27 protein-coding genes and 1 tRNA gene are annotated in these 18,803 nt (G+C 39.9%); all 28 read left to right on the top strand.

Annotated elements, in window-relative coordinates; translation table 11 throughout:
* A partial coding sequence (locus tag HMPREF2904_RS01170) for a DUF1642 domain-containing protein (protein WP_141751178.1) occupies window positions 1–226 on the top strand: 226 nt, incomplete at its 5' end.
* Window positions 223–624, top strand: a complete 402-nt coding sequence (locus HMPREF2904_RS01165) for a hypothetical protein (protein WP_070659506.1) — start codon at window positions 223–225, stop codon at window positions 622–624. The genes HMPREF2904_RS01170 and HMPREF2904_RS01165, both read left to right, overlap by 4 nt.
* Window positions 625–646: 22 nt before the next feature.
* Window positions 647–790, top strand: coding sequence for a hypothetical protein (locus tag HMPREF2904_RS11670; protein ID WP_176744594.1), 144 nt, complete (start codon window positions 647–649; stop codon window positions 788–790).
* A complete protein-coding gene (locus HMPREF2904_RS11665; RefSeq protein ID WP_164978953.1) occupies window positions 790–927 on the top strand; it encodes a hypothetical protein in 138 nt (45 codons plus the stop codon). The genes HMPREF2904_RS11670 and HMPREF2904_RS11665 overlap by 1 nt, the downstream gene beginning before the upstream one ends.
* A 17-nt stretch (window positions 928–944) precedes the next feature.
* Window positions 945–1,199, top strand: a complete 255-nt coding sequence (locus HMPREF2904_RS01160; RefSeq protein ID WP_070659504.1) for a hypothetical protein — start codon at window positions 945–947, stop codon at window positions 1,197–1,199.
* Between the two features lie 110 nt (window positions 1,200–1,309).
* The gene (locus HMPREF2904_RS01155) at window positions 1,310–1,528 is read left to right on the top strand and encodes a hypothetical protein (protein WP_141751177.1); all 219 of its coding nucleotides are present in this window, start codon (window positions 1,310–1,312) and stop codon (window positions 1,526–1,528) included.
* Between the two features lie 166 nt (window positions 1,529–1,694).
* Window positions 1,695–2,144 carry a hypothetical protein gene (locus HMPREF2904_RS01150; protein ID WP_070659500.1) on the top strand — a complete coding sequence of 150 codons (450 nt, stop codon included), beginning with the start codon at window positions 1,695–1,697 and terminating at the stop codon, window positions 2,142–2,144.
* A gap of 94 nt (window positions 2,145–2,238) precedes the next feature.
* A tRNA-Ile gene (locus tag HMPREF2904_RS01145) sits at window positions 2,239–2,311 on the top strand.
* Window positions 2,312–2,368: 57 nt separating this feature from the next.
* Complete coding sequence (locus HMPREF2904_RS01140) at window positions 2,369–2,911, top strand: site-specific integrase (RefSeq protein ID WP_009732616.1); 543 nt, start codon at window positions 2,369–2,371, stop codon at window positions 2,909–2,911.
* A gap of 213 nt (window positions 2,912–3,124) precedes the next feature.
* The gene (locus HMPREF2904_RS01135) at window positions 3,125–3,442 is read left to right on the top strand and encodes an HNH endonuclease (protein WP_061604992.1); all 318 of its coding nucleotides are present in this window, start codon (window positions 3,125–3,127) and stop codon (window positions 3,440–3,442) included.
* 130 nt (window positions 3,443–3,572) lie between these two features.
* Window positions 3,573–3,917 carry a hypothetical protein gene (locus tag HMPREF2904_RS01130; protein WP_009732618.1) on the top strand — a complete coding sequence of 115 codons (345 nt, stop codon included), beginning with the start codon at window positions 3,573–3,575 and terminating at the stop codon, window positions 3,915–3,917.
* Entirely contained in the window at window positions 3,914–5,554 is a 1,641-nt protein-coding gene (locus HMPREF2904_RS01125; RefSeq protein ID WP_070659498.1) for a terminase TerL endonuclease subunit, read from the top strand. The genes HMPREF2904_RS01130 and HMPREF2904_RS01125 overlap by 4 nt, the downstream gene beginning before the upstream one ends.
* 25 nt (window positions 5,555–5,579) lie before the next feature.
* A complete protein-coding gene (locus HMPREF2904_RS01120) occupies window positions 5,580–5,825 on the top strand; it encodes a hypothetical protein (protein WP_176744593.1) in 246 nt (81 codons plus the stop codon).
* Window positions 5,826–5,878: 53 nt separating this feature from the next.
* The gene (locus HMPREF2904_RS01115; protein ID WP_070659496.1) at window positions 5,879–7,030 is read left to right on the top strand and encodes a phage portal protein; all 1,152 of its coding nucleotides are present in this window, start codon (window positions 5,879–5,881) and stop codon (window positions 7,028–7,030) included.
* Entirely contained in the window at window positions 7,011–7,781 is a 771-nt protein-coding gene (locus tag HMPREF2904_RS01110; RefSeq protein WP_070659494.1) for a head maturation protease, ClpP-related, read from the top strand. The genes HMPREF2904_RS01115 and HMPREF2904_RS01110 overlap by 20 nt, the downstream gene beginning before the upstream one ends.
* A 15-nt stretch (window positions 7,782–7,796) precedes the next feature.
* Complete coding sequence (locus HMPREF2904_RS01105) at window positions 7,797–8,909, top strand: phage major capsid protein (RefSeq protein ID WP_070659492.1); 1,113 nt, start codon at window positions 7,797–7,799, stop codon at window positions 8,907–8,909.
* 16 nt (window positions 8,910–8,925) lie between these two features.
* The gene (locus tag HMPREF2904_RS01100; RefSeq protein ID WP_070659490.1) at window positions 8,926–9,216 is read left to right on the top strand and encodes a hypothetical protein; all 291 of its coding nucleotides are present in this window, start codon (window positions 8,926–8,928) and stop codon (window positions 9,214–9,216) included.
* Window positions 9,210–9,395: a hypothetical protein gene (locus tag HMPREF2904_RS01095; protein ID WP_070659488.1), complete on the top strand. Its 186-nt coding sequence runs from the start codon at window positions 9,210–9,212 to the stop codon at window positions 9,393–9,395. Before HMPREF2904_RS01100 ends, HMPREF2904_RS01095 begins: the two co-directional genes overlap by 7 nt.
* The gene (locus HMPREF2904_RS01090) at window positions 9,388–9,765 is read left to right on the top strand and encodes a hypothetical protein (protein WP_049472237.1); all 378 of its coding nucleotides are present in this window, start codon (window positions 9,388–9,390) and stop codon (window positions 9,763–9,765) included. Before HMPREF2904_RS01095 ends, HMPREF2904_RS01090 begins: the two co-directional genes overlap by 8 nt.
* On the top strand, window positions 9,758–10,162 hold the full coding sequence (locus HMPREF2904_RS01085; RefSeq protein WP_049488161.1) for a hypothetical protein: 405 nt from the start codon (window positions 9,758–9,760) through the stop codon (window positions 10,160–10,162). Before HMPREF2904_RS01090 ends, HMPREF2904_RS01085 begins: the two co-directional genes overlap by 8 nt.
* On the top strand, window positions 10,159–10,539 hold the full coding sequence (locus tag HMPREF2904_RS01080) for a hypothetical protein (protein WP_070589338.1): 381 nt from the start codon (window positions 10,159–10,161) through the stop codon (window positions 10,537–10,539). Before HMPREF2904_RS01085 ends, HMPREF2904_RS01080 begins: the two co-directional genes overlap by 4 nt.
* A gap of 14 nt (window positions 10,540–10,553) precedes the next feature.
* Window positions 10,554–11,159 (top strand): major tail protein, encoded by a 606-nt coding sequence (locus HMPREF2904_RS01075; RefSeq protein WP_049488163.1) that lies wholly within the window; start codon window positions 10,554–10,556, stop codon window positions 11,157–11,159.
* Between the two features lie 87 nt (window positions 11,160–11,246).
* A complete protein-coding gene (locus HMPREF2904_RS01070; protein ID WP_070659486.1) occupies window positions 11,247–11,885 on the top strand; it encodes a DUF4352 domain-containing protein in 639 nt (212 codons plus the stop codon).
* A gap of 44 nt (window positions 11,886–11,929) precedes the next feature.
* Window positions 11,930–12,223 carry a phage tail assembly chaperone G gene (gpG, locus tag HMPREF2904_RS01065; protein WP_031575432.1) on the top strand — a complete coding sequence of 98 codons (294 nt, stop codon included), beginning with the start codon at window positions 11,930–11,932 and terminating at the stop codon, window positions 12,221–12,223.
* A 65-nt stretch (window positions 12,224–12,288) separates the two neighbouring features.
* Window positions 12,289–12,414: a hypothetical protein gene (locus tag HMPREF2904_RS11840; protein WP_009732632.1), complete on the top strand. Its 126-nt coding sequence runs from the start codon at window positions 12,289–12,291 to the stop codon at window positions 12,412–12,414.
* A 38-nt stretch (window positions 12,415–12,452) separates the two neighbouring features.
* Window positions 12,453–16,760: a phage tail tape measure protein gene (locus tag HMPREF2904_RS01060; protein WP_070659484.1), complete on the top strand. Its 4,308-nt coding sequence runs from the start codon at window positions 12,453–12,455 to the stop codon at window positions 16,758–16,760.
* Window positions 16,760–17,455: a phage tail family protein gene (locus tag HMPREF2904_RS01055; protein WP_031575440.1), complete on the top strand. Its 696-nt coding sequence runs from the start codon at window positions 16,760–16,762 to the stop codon at window positions 17,453–17,455. Before HMPREF2904_RS01060 ends, HMPREF2904_RS01055 begins: the two co-directional genes overlap by 1 nt.
* Window positions 17,452–18,803, top strand: a 1,352-nt coding sequence (locus HMPREF2904_RS01050) for a phage tail spike protein (protein WP_176744592.1), incomplete at its 3' end; no start/stop codon positions are given. The genes HMPREF2904_RS01055 and HMPREF2904_RS01050, both read left to right, overlap by 4 nt.

Below are 18,803 nucleotides of genomic sequence, written 5' to 3'. Positions count from 1 at the left end.
TGGCTACGAGGTCGAGAAAGAGAAGCGGTATTATGTAAGGTTTAAATGGATTGAAGAATCATATAGTTACTTAACCTTGATTAAGCACCTAAACGCTTGGACGTTATCGTCAATAAAATTAGATAAAAAATTTCGGACAGAACACACAAAAAAACAGCTCGAAGAAGCCGGGTTTGGTTGGGTCTTTGATTGTGAAGGAATTGAATTAGAGGAGGTAAAGGAATGAATTACAAAGTAACAGTAGATGGTAAAGAAATTGAATATGGTGCATTGGTTGAAAAATCACGTTTTTCAGAAAAAGAATGGTCTGCTATCTATGCGGAAATTGTGAAACAAAATCAGCCAGAAGTGTTTGAAAGCAGGAAAGCAGATACTGACTACATAGATGCCTTTGGTTCTTTAATTGCTCTTGAGGAGCGCTATGAAGCGTTGCTTGAGTTGTTACCACAGGATGAATTTTCTTATGCTGGGACACATCCAAAATGGGTAGCTGATGCAGTTGTAGAAAATACATTAAATAAAGAAGACACGATAAACGATATATCTGATTTTCTTGAACAATGCTCGACTCTAAGAGAATTGCAGGACAAGCTGATGGAATATTTTGATTTACAAGATTGCTAAAAAAAGTCGAGGAGGTAACAGAATGAAACGACCAAACAAATACCCATATACACGAAGTCAGTGGGAAGAGACAACGACGGCAGTTTATTCGTATAACAACGGAGAATATGAACTGTTTAGAGGTCTTGAAAACAAATTCACGGGAGAAAGAGTAGAGGTGAAATAATGGAAGAGATTATCATGGCTTCATTGCCTAATAAAGAATTAAATCGTTTGATTAAAATTGAAATTGCTGTTGAGACTTTAATTGAGAATGGAGTTCTTGACGAAGATGTATTTAACCAGTATTTGAATGAAGCATAAGAGGAAGAGGTAGAAATATGATAAAAAAATTATTAATTACAGTTTTTGTTTGTTTGTCTTTTATAACACTATCGGGGTGTGGAAATAAAGATATTCTTGGAACAACTTTTACTTTCAAATACGCAAAAGTCAGACTAGTTGACGGACGAATTGTCGAAGGTGAAGTAAAGCAATGGGCAAAATATGACGAACAAGATAGTATTCGTGTGACTTTCGAAAATGGCGAGGTATATTACACTCACTCAAGCAACGTAACACTGTATAACAAATAGATGGGAATTAACATGGACCTACAAAACTTTATCTATTTACTACTCGCACTAGTCTGGCTCTACGGCCTGATCTGGGCTAGTGTGATAGCGTTTAAAAACAGAAAGGAAAAATGATGAGTTTGGATAATGTACATATACCAATGCGAGCGAACAGAACTCTATCTATTGCCCAAATAAATGGCAAGCTAGAGATAGCTATACTTGGGGAAGAGTTTTTTGAAACCGATTCATACTTTGAAGATCTGCACGATGCAGTGATGCCATTTGACAATATAAGAGGTTTAAAGCGTATTATTGATCATATCATCGATGTGGAGGACAATAAATGAGGGTATATGTTGTTAGGAAATACCATGGACGCTCAAGTTGGAGCGATCCTAAACACTTAGCAAAGTATACAGAGAAAGAATTCCATGCTAGATCCGAGGCACTTGCTTATCGTGAAAGTTTAGGATTGAATGGAATTATAGAAGTGTACTGTAGGGAGGATAGTAAATGAATCTAAGAAGTCGGTTTGGGTATTTAATTTTGGCTTTGCAACAGTATCCATTCGAGAAAGAAATCAAGGAACGGATTGAAGAAATTGAAGTACCTTGGAAACCAACCGATCCAAATACAGGGATCAAGAGTAATAAGGTAATGACACCGAAAGCTCTGTCCGATATCATCAAGAAAGAATCGGATCCAGAACTGCATCGTCTCGAATTGCTCAGAGAAGCAATCAGCACTATCAAGATTTTGACACCAGAAAAACAATGGGCTGCAATCAAAGAAGTATATATCGATGGAACTCTTACAGTAGAAGGAGCATCGATTAAATACTTGCATTGTAGTAAGTCTCTTGCCTACAAGGAAGTGATCGAGCCATTCTTTAGTGGGCTAGAAAAGAAAATCTATGAACTATCTGTGAACACTAAGATTAATATTAATTTGGAAAAAAGTTAAAAATACAGTCGAAAGTGTGGAAAAAAGTTAAAAATAAGGTAGTATAATTATATTATCGGGTAAAACCGAACCGATGGATCCTTATGAAACGGGTTAGGAGTTAGCTCAGTTGGTAGAGCGGTCGGGTTATAACTGGCGTGTCACAGGTTCGAATCCTGTACTCCTAATATCAGCCAAGTCAGCACAAGCTGGCTTTTTATTTTACCTAGGAAGGAGGTGGCACTGTGAACATTGTGGATCCTATTCGTGACAAAGATGATATCCAGGCAATGAAGGAATATCTGCGAGAATGGAATGAGCGAAACTATTTGCTCTTTTTATTTGGCATCAATTCCGGATTGCGCGTAGGAGATATCTTGAGGATACGAGTAAAAGATGTGCAAGGTTGGTATATCAAAATAAAAGAGCAGAAGACTGGAAAAAGGAAACAGCTCAAGATGACAAAGACTCTGAAAAAAGAAGTCAGAGAGTATATCAAAGATATGCCACTGCATCATTATCTGTTTCAAAGTCGCATTGGAAAAAACAAACCACTGGACAGGCGGACAGTCGATTGGATATTGAAGACCGCAGCTATCGAGTGTGGGATCGAAAACATTGGAACCCACTCGATGAGAAAAACATTTGGCTATCATTACTATAAAAAGACTAAAGACGTGGCAATGCTCATGGATCTGTTTAACCATTCATCTCCTGCGATCACACTGAGATATATCGGGATTAGACAAGATCAACGAGATAAAGCCATGTCTAATTTTGATTTATAGTTATCAATTAGACATAACGAGTAAAACGCTAATTAGTTTTATTAGTTACCTTTTATTCATTTATTTTACTGGCTTTTTAATGCCGGGATGAATCAGACAGAATATAAGATATGTCTAATTCAAGAGAGAAAAACAATATAGTTTTCAGAAATAATATAATGAATTTCAGAAACAGATAATTGAAAGTATGAAATATTACAGAGGATTTGAGGATTGAAAGTAGATGTTTCGACAAGAGAAAGTCGCAGAGAGTTTTATCTTTCAAAATCATGGAGACAATTAAGACTCGAAGCAATGAGTCGAGATCATTTTGAATGCGTCTGGTGTCGAGATGAGGGGAAGGTGACTACAGATAACCTTGAAGTCGATCACATCAAAGAGCTGGAATATTATCCAGAGTTTGCTTTAGATATAGACAATCTTCGTACTCTGTGCAAGGAGTGTCATAACAAGCGGCATCATCGCTTCCAATTTCGCAAATCATCTAAACTGCAAAATAAAAATTTTCGTTCGGACGAATGGTGGGGATGAAAATTTAAAATTTTAAAAAATTCACAGACCCCCCGGTCGAAAAAAATCGAAAAAAATCGGTCTCTGGGAACCGGTGGGAGGGGTCGATTGTCCAAATGCAAAGCACTATTTTTTAAGGGGGAGGGGGCTCATGGAAGAATACTCAGAAAAAAATATAAAAGAATTGGAAAATCAGTTACTTTCCAAAATTGGCAATTTCAGCACACGAAAGAAAGATGCGATTCAGTATGAGAAAGTTCATCGCTATCTCTATCTGGTCCGTTTACTGTATGAGTTGAAAGAACGACTCAAACAAGATGGATTAGTCATCACCGTCCATAACGGTCAGCAAAGATTTCAAAAAGCGAACTCGTTAATCAAAGAAATCAATACAACCAGCAATCAGCTACTAGCGATTGAGCGATCATTTGACTTTGAGGTTGAAAATTCACCAGTCGAGAAGAAACCACCATCGGACGGAAGTGATCTGTTGTGATTTCTCATCCTCTGATTGATGAATACATCGAACTTGCCGAATCAGGAAAAATCAAAGTCAACAAAGAACGCTCACTCTTATTCAAAATCATCAAGGAAAAAATCTATCCGAGGGATGATTTATATTTTGACAATGATTTGATTGAGAAATATATCCAGTTCACCGAGAAGAATTTCTTTCCACTGGCTAAGTATCAAAAGTTCGTCACGCCATTTATCTTTCTTTTTCGGAAAGAAGATGGTGAACCTCAATTTGATGAAATATTGCTGACCCTTGCTCGTGGGGGAGGGAAGAATGGTTTTATGTCCAGCCGGGACGCATTCTTCATCAGTCCTCTCTATCCTGTAAGAGATTACGATGTGACTATCACAGCTAACTCTGAGAAGCAAGGCAAGGTATCATTTAAGGAAGTTTATGAAACTGTCCAGAGAAGAGGACTGGAAGATCATTACTATTTGACAAAGATGTCTATTACAGGCCGAGGGAATAACTCGGTCTTTTCTTATCGGACGAACAATCCGAAGACAATGGACTCGGCTCGTGATGGTTGTCTTGAATTCGATGAAATTCACCAGTTCGAAAATGACTCTGCTGTTAAAATCCAGCGGTCAGGGCTTGGTAAGATTGCCCATGCTCGTACCTTCTACAATGGTACCAATGGGCATGTCCGTGAAGGGTTCTACGACAAGTTGATTGAAAAATCAATGAAAATCTTGAATGGTGAACTTGATGAGTTCCGTTTTTTCCCGTTTATCTGCAAGTTGGATGATCCGGAAGAAGTGGACGATATGAGCAACTGGCCCAAAGCGAATCCTATGCTTGATGAAACAACTCCTTATGCCAAACGTCTATTAGCTAGAACGAAAGCTGACTATGATGATTTAGAATTGGAACCATCAGGCAGACAAGAGTTTATGACAAAACGGATGAACCTGCCAGAAGCAGACATCGAAAAAGATGTGACCACTCGTGAAAAGTTAATGGCTGCATTGAGAAGCCCTGGCATAGATCTCTCAGGAAGATCTTGTGTCGCTGGTTTCGACTACGCAAGCATCAGAGACTTTGCCAGCGTTGGTCTACTCTTTAAAAACGGTGATGAATTTATCTGGAAGCAACACAGTTTTGCTAGAAAGCAATTTTTGGATATGTTTAAAATCAAAGCTCCAATCCGTGAATGGCAGGAGCAAGGACTCTTCACTATCGTAGACGGTCCAAGTATAGATCCAAGATTACTTGTTGATAAATTGATCCAGTGGCGCAAGCTGTACAATATCGAAATTGTCTGCGCAGACGGATTTCGAATGGACTTGCTAAAACCATTGCTGGAAGAAGCTGATTTTGAATATGAATTCTTGCGAAATCCAGGAGCGATACAGTCGAAGGTAGCTCCAATCATTGAAGATGGATTTGCGAATGAAAGATTCATTTTTGAAAACGACAAATCAATGCTCTGGTATACCGATAATACCTTTGTCAAAGAAGACAAAGACGGAAACAAGAGATTTTTGAAAAAGGAACCGTTGAGACGAAAGACTGACGGCTTCCATGCCTTTATTGCTGCTCTCTACAAGAGAGAAATCATTCAGGAGAGTACTGTTGGAGACTTTCTTGATGTGATCGAAGATTGGGAATTTTAGAAAGGACAACAAAATGAACAAACGAATGAAGAAGAAACAACAACTCGAACAAAAGATCCAAGGCCTTGAATGCGAGCTTGCTGTAGTAAGCAAAGAAAACATGGAACTATTGAACAAGATTGGTTCAATCAGTGCTGAATTGAATACTTTGAGCCAGTCCGTGAAACGACATGAAGATATTTGCGGTCAAAATGTCGAACAAACAAATAAAGAGTTTGAATCAATCAAGAAGGAACTCAAACGCTCCAAAAAATCTTTCTTCAAACGATAAAAGAAAGATCCGGGTGGGTGGTAGGCATAAAATTTTAGAAAGGAGGAGGTGCCTTGGGATGGCTAAATTTATTCAAGCGAGAAGTTCCAGAACCAAGTTTTGAATTTGATGAGCTGGAGCGGATCTTTGGAAATCTGCAACTAAAGAGCCTGTCGATTGATAAGGCTGCTGAATTTGTGGCCCGCATCTTTGCAAGATCTGAGTTCAAATTTGTTGAGAATGGGAAAAAGAAGGCTACTGATTGGGATTATCTGCTAAATGTAAGGCCCAATAAGAATGAATCAGCTTCTGAGTTTTGGCAAAAGGCGGTTTATCGCTTATTGACCAAGAACGAAGTACTAATTTTTCTGTCGAATGACGATCAGTTATTGATTGCTGACTCGTACATCCGACAGAAATATGCTGTGTTCGATGACACATTCACATCTGTGAGCTGTCAAAACTATACTTTCCAGAAACCATTCAAGATGAATGAAGTCATTTTCTTGCAATACAACAACAATCGTCTTCAAGAATATTTCACTCAACTCTTCAATGATTATGAAAAACTACACACTCGACTGGTTGAAGCACTTGCACGAAATAATCAAATTCGTGGAGTACTCAGCACTAGAACGAATGCAAGTTTTGACGAATCAAAACGAGAAAAGATGCAACGATATGCAGACGGTCTCTTTAAATCATTTACGACCAAGACAGTAGCAATTGTCCCGGCTCAAGAGGGAATGGAATACTCTGAGCTGACAAACACTACTGGTACATCAAATCTATCCGTAGATGAACTCAAGAAGCTGCGTAGGCAATTTGATGATGAGGTAGCTGACATCTTAGGAATTCCCACTGCGCTGATGCATGGGGACATGGCTAATCTGGAAAATAGTCAGAAGATGTTTAATAGCTATTGCTACCAGTCGCTTGTGAAGAAAATGAGCGATGGTTTGAACTTTGCTTTGCTCAGCAAAAGTGAATACAAAGACAATAAGCGCCTTGTCATTGTTGGTGAAGGGCAAAGAGATAAATTCTCGCTTGCTCAAAGTATTGACAAGCTGATTTCTTCTGGCTCCATGCTTATCAATGAGGTCCGTGAGGAACTTGGTCTTGAAGCTGTACCGTGGGGCGACAAGCCTCTGATCACTAAGAATTATCAACTTGGTGAGGATGTAGAGAAGGGAAGTGAGAAAGAAGATGAAAGTGATTCCGATTAAAGGAACAATCGTGTCAAACGATGATGTCTGGCTTTATGATTGGTTTGGTTGGGACTGTACCGCTCCTAAAAATGTAGTATTACCGGAAACTGGTGAGGACATTGAAGTTCACATCAATTCAGGGGGAGGAGATGTATATGCAGGTAGCGAAATCTATACTGCATTACGGGCCTACTCAGGGAAAGTAGTTGTTAAAATCGTGGGAATTGCTGCAAGCGCAGCGAGCGTTATCGCAATGGCTGGTGATGTAGTAGAAATTAGCCCTACTGCTCAAATCATGATCCACAACGTGTCATCACGAGTTGACGGAGACCACAACACTCTACTTCATGAAGCTGGAGTACTTGAAGGTTTTAATAAATCAATCGCAAATGCTTATGTTGATAAGACTGGGAAAGCGTTGGATGATTTATTGGATCTGATGAACAAGACTACATGGTTCGATGCTGAATCAGCAGTAAATCAAGGTTTTGCCGACAGAATCATGTTTGCTGGAGAAATTGCTCCTACGTTTGCTGCAAGCGAAACTCCAATGATTCCACATGATTTTATCGACAAGATGAAGTCGGCAATGACTCCTGATGTTGATAAAATCGCTGATCTGGTAGCTAATAAGTTAGAAGCTCGACAGATTGCAAAAGAGTCTTTTGAAAATAGTGAATTTGTGCAAAAAAGATTCACTCTTCCAAAAAGTCCCGAAAATAACACAAACAAGGCTGTGCCTAAAGGGTTCGGTCTTTTTGCATTTTAGAAAGGAAAAATAATAATGACAATGAAATTATCAAACAAATTCAACGAAATTCGTCAGAACTTTTTGAACGCTGTAGCAAATGGTGCACCTCAAGAAGAACAAGCGAAACTCTACAATGAAATGATCGAGTCGATGACAAATGAAATGATGGAACAAGCTCGTCATGCTGCTCATGAGGAAGTTTCAGCAATGAACCCTTATGATGCTAAATTGACTGCGGAAGCCCGTGAATTCTTCAACGACATCGACAAAACTGCCCCTGTAGGAGTAGAAAAACTCTTCCCACAAGAAACCGTTGACCGTATCTTTGATGATATGGTAAAATCTCGCCCGCTCTTGCAACATATTGGATTGCGCAATGCTGGTATCCGCCTTAAATTCCTCAAATCAACTCAAACTGGAGAAGCTGTTTGGGGCAAGATCAATGGGGAAATCCAAGGTCAATTGAAACAAGCCTTCAACGAAGAAGAAGCTATTCAAAACAAGTTGACTGCATTTGTAGTCATTCCTAAAGACTCTGAAAAATTCGGTCCTGCTTGGTTGCAAGCATTTGTATCTGCTCAAATCACAGAAGCGTTTGCTGCTGCTTTGGAAGCCGCCTTCTTGAACGGAGATGGAGATGGCAAACCAATCGGTCTTTCTCGCACTCTTACAGGTACTGTAGCAGGAAACAAAACAACTTATGCAGAAAAAGCTGTTGAAACTGCAAAACTTACATTTGTGGACTCTGCAACAGTTGTCAAAGAATTGACAAATGTTTACAAATATCACTCCGTTAAATCTGATGGTAATCCAGTTGCGGTTGAAGGAAATGTCGTGATGGTTGTCAACCCAACAGACGCATGGGATGTTAAAAAACAATACACTTCCCTAAATGCTCAGGGAACGTATGTAACAGCAATGCCGTATAACTTGATCTTGGCTGAGTCAATTGCTCAAACCGCTGGTAAAGTGACTACATTCGTCAAAGGCCGCTATGATGCATTTGTAGGTGGTGGTATTGAATTTGGACGCTTCACAGAAACTTACGCTCTTGAAGACTTGAACCTCTACACTGCTAAGCAATTCGCCTACGGTAAGGCTCACGATGAAAAGACCGCTGCTGTTTGGAAATTGGAAATCAAATAATAGGTGGTGACACCGAATGGAAGAAACAAAACAACTTCATCCGCTTCTAGGAACATTCAAGGAGCGGATGAAAATCTTTCATGATGCAGAAGACGGGAATCTTTCAAGGATGTTGACTTCATCTGAAAAAGCAATTCTCGACTTAACAGGAGCTTTTGATTTGTCAGATTCTCGCACTGAAGAGCTTGTTTTGGAACGTGCAAGATATTTGTACAACGATCAGGTCGAGTTTTTCTTTGCAAATTTTCAAGGAGAACTCCTTGAGTTATCACTTCAAAACCACCCAATAGGAGGAAAAGAGTGCTAGAAACAATCCAAGATTTCTTTGACTTGAAAGAAAATGTTGTCCGACACGTTGGAGACATTTTTGAAGTTGATGATGATCGAAAAAACGAATTGATGAAGAAATTACCTGATTTTGTTAAAGAATACGATTTAGTAGCTTCGGAAAATCCAAACGAAGATGTAGTTGTGGAAGATGAATAAGCCTGAGTTTAAATACAAGAAGCCAGAGACCAATACAAGCGAATTAAGAACTCCAGTAGAGTTTTATAACTCAAAAGTACTTGAAGGATTAGATGGCCGGGATGTGAGCTTTGAGAAAGTATTTTATACATTCGCAAAAATCTACTCACCTAGCTTAAAGGATATCGAAATTTCAACAGGAAAATCAATGACTGCAAAGATGACCTTGAAAATTAGAGATCCTTTAACAAGTTATCAACCTGACAATAAGCATTTCGTGCAAGTAAATGATCACCGATTAGAAAATAAAAAATGGCAGATCATTGATGTTCGTCCCGATTATGACAACCGTGATTATTTAATTGTTGTTATTGGTGGATCAAATGACTAGTGGCGCTACATTAAGAGGCTTCGATGAAGTCATCCGAAATTTAGAAGCAAAGCTTGGCGATGCGAAAGTGAGAAGGTCTGCGAATAGAGCTTTGAAAGGCGCAGCAACTGAAACGCTTGAAGACTTTCAAGTAGCTCTAGAGGTTTTCAGAAAAACCGGAGAAACAATCGAAAGCGCAACAGTCGGAAATGTAACGGGTGCTTTTGAAGGAGTGCCAATGGTTAAGCTTGGTTTTGGTGCTGGTTCACGTTGGAGGTTGGAGCATTTGAATGAATTCGGATATGCAAAAAAGGCCCATCCAAGGGGATTCGGTGTTATCCGAAGATTTTCGGAAGCCAACAAAGAAAAATTCAAATATAGGTTAGCAACTAAATTGAAAGGAGAAGGGCTTGGATGATTAAAGACAAGATATCAGAAATATATGATGCTCTGATGAGCGATGAGGAACTTTCTAAAATCACTATCAAATCATTTGAGCGTCCTGAAACTTTACCAACAGATCAGACGAGTATTGTTATTATCCCACTAGGGCCACCTATCCAAAGTGACCAGGGAAGTAATACAAGCTTTTCAAAAACATTTCTTTATCAAATCAACGTTGAATCGATTAACCGAATTGAATGCAAAAAATTGCAAGGGTTAGTCGAAAAGGTGATGGAGTCACAAGGATTCTATCAAATCGCTGGGGGTCTAGATGAATGGATCCCTGAAATCAAACGCTATGCAGATGCTAGAACTTACAAAGGGAAGAGCAAGCTGTATGACGATTATTAGAAAGGAAATTTAATATGACACAACAAAAACAAGGAACTGCTACAGTTGGTTTTAAAAGCCTTACAGTTCGAATTTTGGATGGGAATCAAACCATCACAGAGGGAGAAAACCTCTTTATCATCCAAGGTAAAAAAGGAGAAGGTGCGACTCAAACCGCAAAAATCTCCGGTCTTGCTGTTGACCCTACAAAAACATTCGGAAGCAACATCGCTTACCATGTAAACAACCGTGGGGTTGGAGATGTCAAAGTAGATCTTGGTCTCTTGGACATTCCAGTAGCGCTTTACGTTAAAGCTCTCGGCTATGAAAACGATGATGACATCCTTGACTTTGGGGCTGACACAGTTTCAAAAGATGTCGCTATCTTGCTCGAATCAAACACTCCAGATGGTGGTGGAGCTTACTATGGATTCTACAAAGGAAATCTGTCAATGGACGCAATCGATCTTAACACGATCAAAGATAAAGCTGATGAGCTTGCTACTACAGATGTATCATTCGCTGCAGGCGCAAGCACTGATGAGCAAACCAAGAACAAGTACGGTACAATGTACTTTGGTAGCGATGAAGCAAAAATCAAGAAATTGAAAGCAAAACTCGGTATGGCAGCAGCAGGATAATAATTGGGGCATTCAGCCCCTTTATTTATCTTTATATCGTTGTAAACCTTTACAATTATTGATATAATAAGTTGTGGAGGTTTTGTTATGAAAAATAAGAAAAATACAGTTTTAATAACATTAACAATTATTATCACTCTAGTTTCCATTGTACTTGCTATTATGCTCGTAAATTCCAACAATCAACTTTCTAAGACACACAAGGAATTAGAGAGCGTAAAGGAAGAGAAGGACAGAGCTGTCATGGTAAAAGATAAGCTCTCTACATACGTATCAAACGTAGATCACGATTTATTTCTGGAAGCAAATGATTTCGTTCTTGGAATGAATTCATTGACTAGCTACAAATTTGGGGACGGAGTTCTTTTCGACAAAACTCAAATCACAATCAACGAACCAAAAAAGCAAACGTCTGGCATGCTGGCTATGGAACATGATTCAAACAGCTTTATACCAGTCACAGTAACGCTAGCCATTACAAACAATGATTCTTCGAACATTGAAATCAATCCAGGTAAAATACTTGTAAGTGATGATAAAGGGAATTATCTTGCATACGATTCTGTAATCACTAATGACGACACTGTTGCAGTCCAATCTAAAAAAAGTGTTGTGATTAGAGCTGGAGGAAAGGCAACTATCGCAATAGTCTATGCAATGAACAAAGATAATTCCAATAATGATGTTAATAAAATTGAATTTTTAAATAAAATTTGGACAAAATGAAATAAGCACCATTCGGTGCTTTTTTAATTATAGAAAGGCAAACAATGTCAAAAATTACATTTACCATGAAGAATGATGCTGGAGAAGATGTACTATACTCTAGTAAAGAAATTACTACTCGTGATTATCGTGATTACCTTGTACTAAACGACTCACTCACATCAGATAAGACAGAAGTTGAAAAATTGGATCAACAATTAGGCTTCATTGCGTCACTATTTGAAAATGTGACAGTAGAGCAATTGCTAGAACATACTGATTTCGCAAAAATCATTGAAGTGTTCACTGAAATCTATGCTCATCTTGTGGGTGATGTAGACCCAAAGGGGAAAAAATAGATCCTAAAAACGCATTAAAACGTTTCTACAAATTCGTTAAGGAAGTTGCTGATGGACCATATAACATGAATGTCCATGATGTGATGGAATTAAGCTGGGAAGATCTGATCGGAATTATTGATCTTGATAAAGATCAAACCGAAAATGCGTCTTTAGATCTGGCTGACATTTTTGGAGAAATGGAAGCATAAAGCCTCTTTGGGCTTTTTTGTTTGTAAAAGGAGGAAAAATGGCAGGTGGAACGCCACTAGGACAAATGTATATAGAACTAGGGCTGGACGTGTCAAAGTTCAATCCTAGCTTAACAAGTGCAAAGAACGCTGTGAAGTATTTCCAAAATAATGTCAAAGCGCTCGATAGCACATTGAAAAACAATGGTAAGAGTACAGAACTCCTAAAAGCAAAATATAAGTCTTTAGGACAGGCCATTGAAGCGCAAAAAAAAGTACTCGATCAGATGAAGCAGAACTTCGATAAACTTGATCCTGGATCTGCTAAATTTGACAAAGCCGCTGCTGATATTGAGCGAGAAAATGCAAAATTATCAGCAATGGAAGGACAACTCTACAAAGTAGAGCAAGCCTTGAAAGCTGTTGGACGTGAAAATAGCTTTTCAGGTAAAATGGAAGCCCTTGGGAAGAATTTGGTTAAAAGTGGAGACAATATCCAAAAATTTGGAAAAAATGTCTCTGACTTTGGAGGGACACTAACCAAAGGAGTAACAGCTCCATTGATTGCAAGTGCTGGATTTGCCTTAAAAGCTGCAATCGACTATGAAACTGCATTTGCAGGAGTCAAAAAGACTGTAGATGGAACACCGCAACAGTTCGATAAACTATCTGCTAGTATTCGTGAGATGGCAAAAGAAATGCCATCAAGTGCAGTTGAAATTGCAAACGTTGCGGAAGCAGCTGGACAATTAGGGGTACCAATTGGAGCAATCAAGGACTTTTCTAAGACCATGATCAATCTTGGTGTCTCTACAAACTTAAGTTCTGAAGAAGCAGCATCATCAATTGCTAAAATCGGGAATATCATGCAAGTTTCTGGGAAAGATCTGGGTACCTGGTCTGCGCATTTTGGATCAGCAGTAGTAGATCTTGGCAACCATTTTGCCACAACAGAGCGTGATATTGTCGAAATGACCAACCGTTTGGCAGCAGGCGGTAAGCTAGCTGGTTTGACTACACCAGAAATTCTTGGTCTTGCGACTGCGATGAGTAGTGTAGGTATCGAAGCAGAAGCAGGGGGAACTGCGATGAACCAGACCATTACTGGTATCGGTAAGGCAGTAGCTGGTGTTGGTAAAGGTGCGAAAGAGAAATTAGAAGTGATCGCACAAACTGCAGGAATGACGGCAGAGCAATTCTCTACAGCTTGGAAACAAAAACCAGCAGATGCATTGCAAGCCTTTATTAAAGGTCTACAACGTGCACACGATGAAGGCAAGAATATGGACGGTATTCTTGATGAACTTGGAATGACAGGTATTCGTCAAGGTAATATGCTGAAATCTCTTGCATCTGCATCGGATAAGATGGGAGACGCTGTCCGTAGGTCAAATAGTGCGTGGAAAGAAAATACAGCTCTCACAAACGAAGCTAAGAAACGTTACGAGACAACAGAATCCCAGTTGAAGATCTTTAAGAACCAGGTGACTGATCTGGCAATTGAATTTGGTGGTCCATTGTTAAAAGCTATGAATTCAGGTTTGCAGGCTGTGAAACCATGGATTTCAAAACTGGCTGACATGGCCAAGGCTTTTAGTGAAATGAGCGAGTCTCAACAGCAAAATATCATTAAATGGGGATTGCTTGCAGCAGGCGCAGGTCCAGCCTTATCAATCCTTGGCAAAGGTATCGGAGTTATCGGAGGAATCACTAAAGGTATCGGCTTCCTCACTCAAGGTATTGGTAAAGTCGGTGGTGGGCTTTCTGTATTAGGCAAGACATTCCAACTATTTAAACAAGGTAGCAGTCTTTCTTCTGCATTTAAAACTGCAACAACCGGAATCACTGCAACTAGCACTGCTGCAGAAGGTGCAGTAGCTTCTACTGGTCTATTAGCAAAAGGGATCGCACTGCTTGGGAACCCTGTCACCTGGGGAGTCCTAATAGGCGGTGTTGCTGTTGGTGTGATTGCTACAGTAGCAAAAGAAATGGCAGACGCAAACGAACGCACTCAAACGTGGGGTACAAGCGTAAGCAAGCTACAAGACCAAGAATTATCACGGTTAAAATCCAAAGTCGATGAAGTGCATCAAGCTACCGTAGGCTTTGGGCAAGGTGGCGCACAAGCGGTTGAAAATGTACGTAAGAGTGTGCAAGGGCTTGCCGATGATATCCAGAAAGCGATTGACAAAGACCTTGAGAAAACTCTTAAAGGGCTTGAAAAGGTTGGTGCGAATGAAACAATCCAAAAACGTGCTGTAGCGCAAGCAGAACAGCAAAAGAAAAACATCCAGTCGATGACAGATGAGATTGTACAGATTTATCAAAATGCATCTGACCAACACAGAAAGATTACTCGCGAAGAACAAGCGATTATTTCTGACTACGAAAATCAATTTATTGATAAGCAATTGTCATTGCAGAAGTATTCTGCCGATGAACGTACCGCAATTGTGAAAGCCATGAATGGCCAGATCAGTGATCTGAATGAAACGCAGTTACGTAAAGGTACAGGAGTCGTAGCTAAATGGCTCAAAGAGGAACAGAAACTCTACGATGAGCAAGTGACTGCATTGAAAGATGCTCACGAAAAGGGAATTTATAGCCAGTCCGAATACAATAAGGAAATGGAAAAATTAAATGCCCAACACAAGACCAAAATGGAAGCCTATGGCCGTGAGTATGCAGAACTTCAAAAAGAGTGGAGTAAGAAAGTACCTCTTAACTTCGGTAACGATGAACAACGTAAGATGTACTTTGACCAGATGCGCAAGGATTGGGCAGAGCTTGGACTTGATTATGACAAGATGATGGCCAAGGCAGACCAATTTGCTGACATCGTAGGTCGTTCATCTGGTATGGTCGCTAAAAGCGTACAAAATATGTCGCAGGAGACCAAAGATGCTAACAACCTATGGAATGGATTGGTATTTGATCCTAAGACTGGGCAAGTCAAAACCAATGCACAAGAGGAAGTAACTAAAGCACTCCAAGCCGAAAATGGCTGGGAGAATATGCAGTTTATCCTCAAGCATGCCAATCTTGAAACAAATGCTAAGATGACTATCGGTGAAGCCTTGGTTGAAGTCGGTAAATGGGATAGCCTAACTCCAGCAGAAAAAGAATTGGTCGTAGGCAACAATCAAGGTATGCAAGCCATCCTTGATAATAAAACATTGTTAGAACAATACAATGCTATGCCAGCGGAAGTTAAAGAACTCTTAATGAAGAATACTGACTTCTTATCATCTGGTGAACGTGCTACTGCGATCATTGAACGCTGGAACACACTCACACCAGAGCAGAAAGAACTGATCTTAAAGGACGCTGCTAGCGATAAGGCTGAACGTGTACGGCTTGCAGTTGACTCTTTAACTGGTATGGCTCACGTAGTCAATTTAGATGCAGAAGATAAGACCAAGAGTGCTATTGCTAGTGCGGTGTCTGGTATTTTAACACTACCTACCGACCACAAGACTGATCTGATCGCAACACCAGACGGTGTGACACTTGGAACTAACCAAGCAATGGGCGCTTTAGGATTGTATAACGGATTTGCTGTACCTACGAAACAAATCACTGCTGATCCAAATAATGCAACTAATGCAGCTGGCCAAGCAATTGCCAAACAGCTAGAGTGGAATAGTACACCTAGTCCAGTTAAACCGCAGTTGGGTGATCCAACTGGTGCGATAACTGCTGCACGGCAAGCTATTGAAAATCAAAACGCTTGGAATAGCACTCCAAGTCCTATCAAGGGCATCAATGCACAAGATAATACTGCAGGCCCTGTTTGGAGCGCTCAATCAAATATCAATAGCGTTCAAGGTAAGACAGTATACATTGATGTCGTAAGGCGGATGATTGGTGGAGCAGCAGCCGCGATTGGTTTTAAAGATGGTACAGACTACCACGAAGGTGGACTCGCAATGGTCAATGACCAGCGGAATGCGGTCTATAAAGAAATGGTAACTTTACCAGATGGAAGCTCGTTTATACCAGATGGACGGGATGTTGTCCTCAACCTGCCTCGTGGATCAAAAGTATTGCGAGCTGATAGAACTAAGCGACTGATGAAAAATCTTGGCTTCCCAAGATATGCAACAGGGGTCGGAATTCCGGAAGATGCCAAATTCTTGCGAGAAATGAAAAATGCAAGCCAGCAATTTTTATTTAAAGAAACATCCACAGGAAACAGCTACACTGGTGAAAATATCGTTGCTGAGATCGCAATTCTGAGAGCAAGTTTAGAAAAGATCCTTACTGCTATCCTTGAAAAACCGTCAGAAACCTATCTGGACGGTGATGTTTTAGCACAAAACAGCTATCAAAGATATTCTAAAATCATGGCTAGGGAGGGAATCTAATGTTTAACATGATTATAAATGGATTTGACACTGGATCAATCCCAAACTGCTATGTGACGGATTTCGGAGAAGACCAGACGGCCACACCAAGGGTCGAATCAAATACAATTTACGGAGCTAACGGAGATTACAATCTTTATGATGGAGCTTATGACGGGTACGATAAGACAGTAAGTCTATACGTTGTCAAAACAAGCGAAATCGAAATGATTGTCAATCAATTCAAACCAGAGGAAAATAAAATAGAGTTTAGTCACCGACCAGGCTCTATTTTTTATGCCGATTTTCAAAGCGCATCATTTAAGCAAAATGGTTTGCATGCGTGGACTTTAGAAATCAAGTTAAAGATGCATCCATTCCGCTACTTAAATAATGATGCCGTAGTCACTTTGACAGGTAACGGCACAGTAAACAATCCAGGAACGGTATATTCTGAACCAGTTATCACAATTGAAGGCAATGGAGATGTATCTCTCACTATCGGGAAGCAAACCATGCAACTCACGATTGATACAAAAGCAACAATTGACTGCCGTCATAAAAAACAAAATGTCTATGACAAAAATGGAAATCTGAAAAATACATTGAGAAAAAGAGGTGGTTTCTTCGAAATTGCTCCAGGAATGTCTGGTATTGCAGTTTCAGGTACCGTCTCAAAAGTCACAATAAAAGGAAATTGGAGGTATAAAGTATGATCTATCTGCAAGAGGGTAACTTCCCTCTTAATGAAGCATTTAGCTCTGAAATTGTCCAGGAAGCTAACAGCACCTATCAACTTACCTTTAAATTTCCAACCTCAGACCCCAAATGGGCATTGTTAACCCCAGAAACAGAATTAGTTGCTGATGACTTGCACGGAGAACAGTACTTTAGTATCTTCGAAGTCGAAAAGCAACACGGATATGTCACTGTATATGCCAATCAAGTAGCAACATTACTTAATGGATATTCCATCAACAAGATCAATGTCGATCGAGTGAATGGAGCAACTGTGATGAATGCGCTTGTTGCCGGATTTAAACGAGAAACACCATTCACATTTTTTTCCGATGTGATGTCAAAACACACCCTCAATCTTAAAGATATCTCAGCGATGGAAGCCTTGGCCAAAGACAAGCATTCCATCGTTGGGCAGTGGGGTGGAGATCTTGTCCGGGATAAGTACAGTGTCCGATTGCTAGAAAATGGTGGAATCGAAAACGAATCATTGTTTGCCTACAAGAAAAACATGAAGTCGTTTCAAGAATCGAAATCCACTAAAGAGTTGAGAACACGGATCCATTTTAAAAAGGTCATCGAAGCGCATGAGGAAGGAAAGAAAGATCAGATCCTAACCGTGACCATTGATAGCCAACTGATTAATAAATACAAGCATATCTACGAAGCAGATATGGAAGTACAAGATCAGGATGTAGTGGATCAAAAAACACTTGAGGAATACGGCAAGCGCTATTTCCGTGAAACTCTGTGTGACATGATCGAAGAAAGCCTTGAGATTGATGTTGTAGGCCAGGCAGATCAACCAGTACACATGTTCGATATCGTGAGCATCTTCCACGAGAGCTACGATGTCGATTTGCGTAAAAAGATCACGAAATACAAGTTTAATCCAATGAGCATCAAACTTGTCAGCATCGGTTTCGGTGAAGTTGCCAGAACTTTAGCAGACTCTATTTCGGGAATGGTCAACGATTCCGTTGATAAGAAAATGAAGTCTTATGATGCTGAATACGAAGCGAAAGTGCAGAAGCTTGTAGATAATGCTAATGCTGAGTATGACAAGCAAGCAAAAGAGCTGGAACATAAAATCACAGATGGCATTGAGCAAGCAAAAGCACAAGCAGAAGTAGTCAAGCAGGAAATTTCGGCTCAAGTAACCGGCAAAATCAATGCAGCAAACCAAGCAAATAAAAATGAAATTGTAGAAGAGTTTAAAGCTCAATACAATGGCATCGAAGTGAAGATGCAAGGTTTGAAAGCCACTACTGATCAATTAAAGACCAGCGATGCTGATATCCAGAAGCTGATCAATGATTTCAAAGA

Origin of the sequence: Streptococcus sp. HMSC072G04 (assembly GCF_001813295.1) — a bacterium.
In the GTDB taxonomy this organism is placed as follows: domain Bacteria; phylum Bacillota; class Bacilli; order Lactobacillales; family Streptococcaceae; genus Streptococcus.
Note: the sequence above shows the minus strand (reverse complement) of the source record. Positions and strands in the feature narration are given on the sequence as shown.

Excerpts from the sequence above, each read along its gene's own strand:
- HMPREF2904_RS01070 (WP_070659486.1), top strand. The coding sequence starts at position 11,247 with ATGAAAAATAAGAAAAATACAGTTTTAATAACATTAACAATTATTATC.
- HMPREF2904_RS01120 (WP_176744593.1), top strand. The coding sequence starts at position 5,580 with ATGAAGAAGAAACAACAACTCGAACAAAAGATCCAAGGCCTTGAATGC.
- HMPREF2904_RS01105 (WP_070659492.1), top strand. The coding sequence starts at position 7,797 with ATGACAATGAAATTATCAAACAAATTCAACGAAATTCGTCAGAACTTT.
- HMPREF2904_RS01160 (WP_070659504.1), top strand. The coding sequence starts at position 945 with ATGATAAAAAAATTATTAATTACAGTTTTTGTTTGTTTGTCTTTTATA.
- gpG (WP_031575432.1), top strand. The coding sequence starts at position 11,930 with ATGTCAAAAATTACATTTACCATGAAGAATGATGCTGGAGAAGATGTA.
- HMPREF2904_RS11670 (WP_176744594.1), top strand. The coding sequence starts at position 647 with ATGAAACGACCAAACAAATACCCATATACACGAAGTCAGTGGGAAGAG.
- HMPREF2904_RS01080 (WP_070589338.1), top strand. The coding sequence starts at position 10,159 with ATGATTAAAGACAAGATATCAGAAATATATGATGCTCTGATGAGCGAT.
- HMPREF2904_RS01150 (WP_070659500.1), top strand. The coding sequence starts at position 1,695 with ATGAATCTAAGAAGTCGGTTTGGGTATTTAATTTTGGCTTTGCAACAG.
- HMPREF2904_RS01055 (WP_031575440.1), top strand. The coding sequence starts at position 16,760 with ATGTTTAACATGATTATAAATGGATTTGACACTGGATCAATCCCAAAC.
- HMPREF2904_RS01110 (WP_070659494.1), top strand. The coding sequence starts at position 7,011 with ATGAAAGTGATTCCGATTAAAGGAACAATCGTGTCAAACGATGATGTC.
- HMPREF2904_RS01085 (WP_049488161.1), top strand. The coding sequence starts at position 9,758 with ATGACTAGTGGCGCTACATTAAGAGGCTTCGATGAAGTCATCCGAAAT.
- HMPREF2904_RS01155 (WP_141751177.1), top strand. The coding sequence starts at position 1,310 with ATGATGAGTTTGGATAATGTACATATACCAATGCGAGCGAACAGAACT.
- HMPREF2904_RS01100 (WP_070659490.1), top strand. The coding sequence starts at position 8,926 with ATGGAAGAAACAAAACAACTTCATCCGCTTCTAGGAACATTCAAGGAG.
- HMPREF2904_RS01060 (WP_070659484.1), top strand. The coding sequence starts at position 12,453 with ATGGCAGGTGGAACGCCACTAGGACAAATGTATATAGAACTAGGGCTG.
- HMPREF2904_RS01090 (WP_049472237.1), top strand. The coding sequence starts at position 9,388 with ATGAATAAGCCTGAGTTTAAATACAAGAAGCCAGAGACCAATACAAGC.
- HMPREF2904_RS01130 (WP_009732618.1), top strand. The coding sequence starts at position 3,573 with ATGGAAGAATACTCAGAAAAAAATATAAAAGAATTGGAAAATCAGTTA.
- HMPREF2904_RS01165 (WP_070659506.1), top strand. The coding sequence starts at position 223 with ATGAATTACAAAGTAACAGTAGATGGTAAAGAAATTGAATATGGTGCA.
- HMPREF2904_RS11665 (WP_164978953.1), top strand. The coding sequence starts at position 790 with ATGGAAGAGATTATCATGGCTTCATTGCCTAATAAAGAATTAAATCGT.
- HMPREF2904_RS11840 (WP_009732632.1), top strand. The coding sequence starts at position 12,289 with ATGAATGTCCATGATGTGATGGAATTAAGCTGGGAAGATCTGATCGGA.
- HMPREF2904_RS01075 (WP_049488163.1), top strand. The coding sequence starts at position 10,554 with ATGACACAACAAAAACAAGGAACTGCTACAGTTGGTTTTAAAAGCCTT.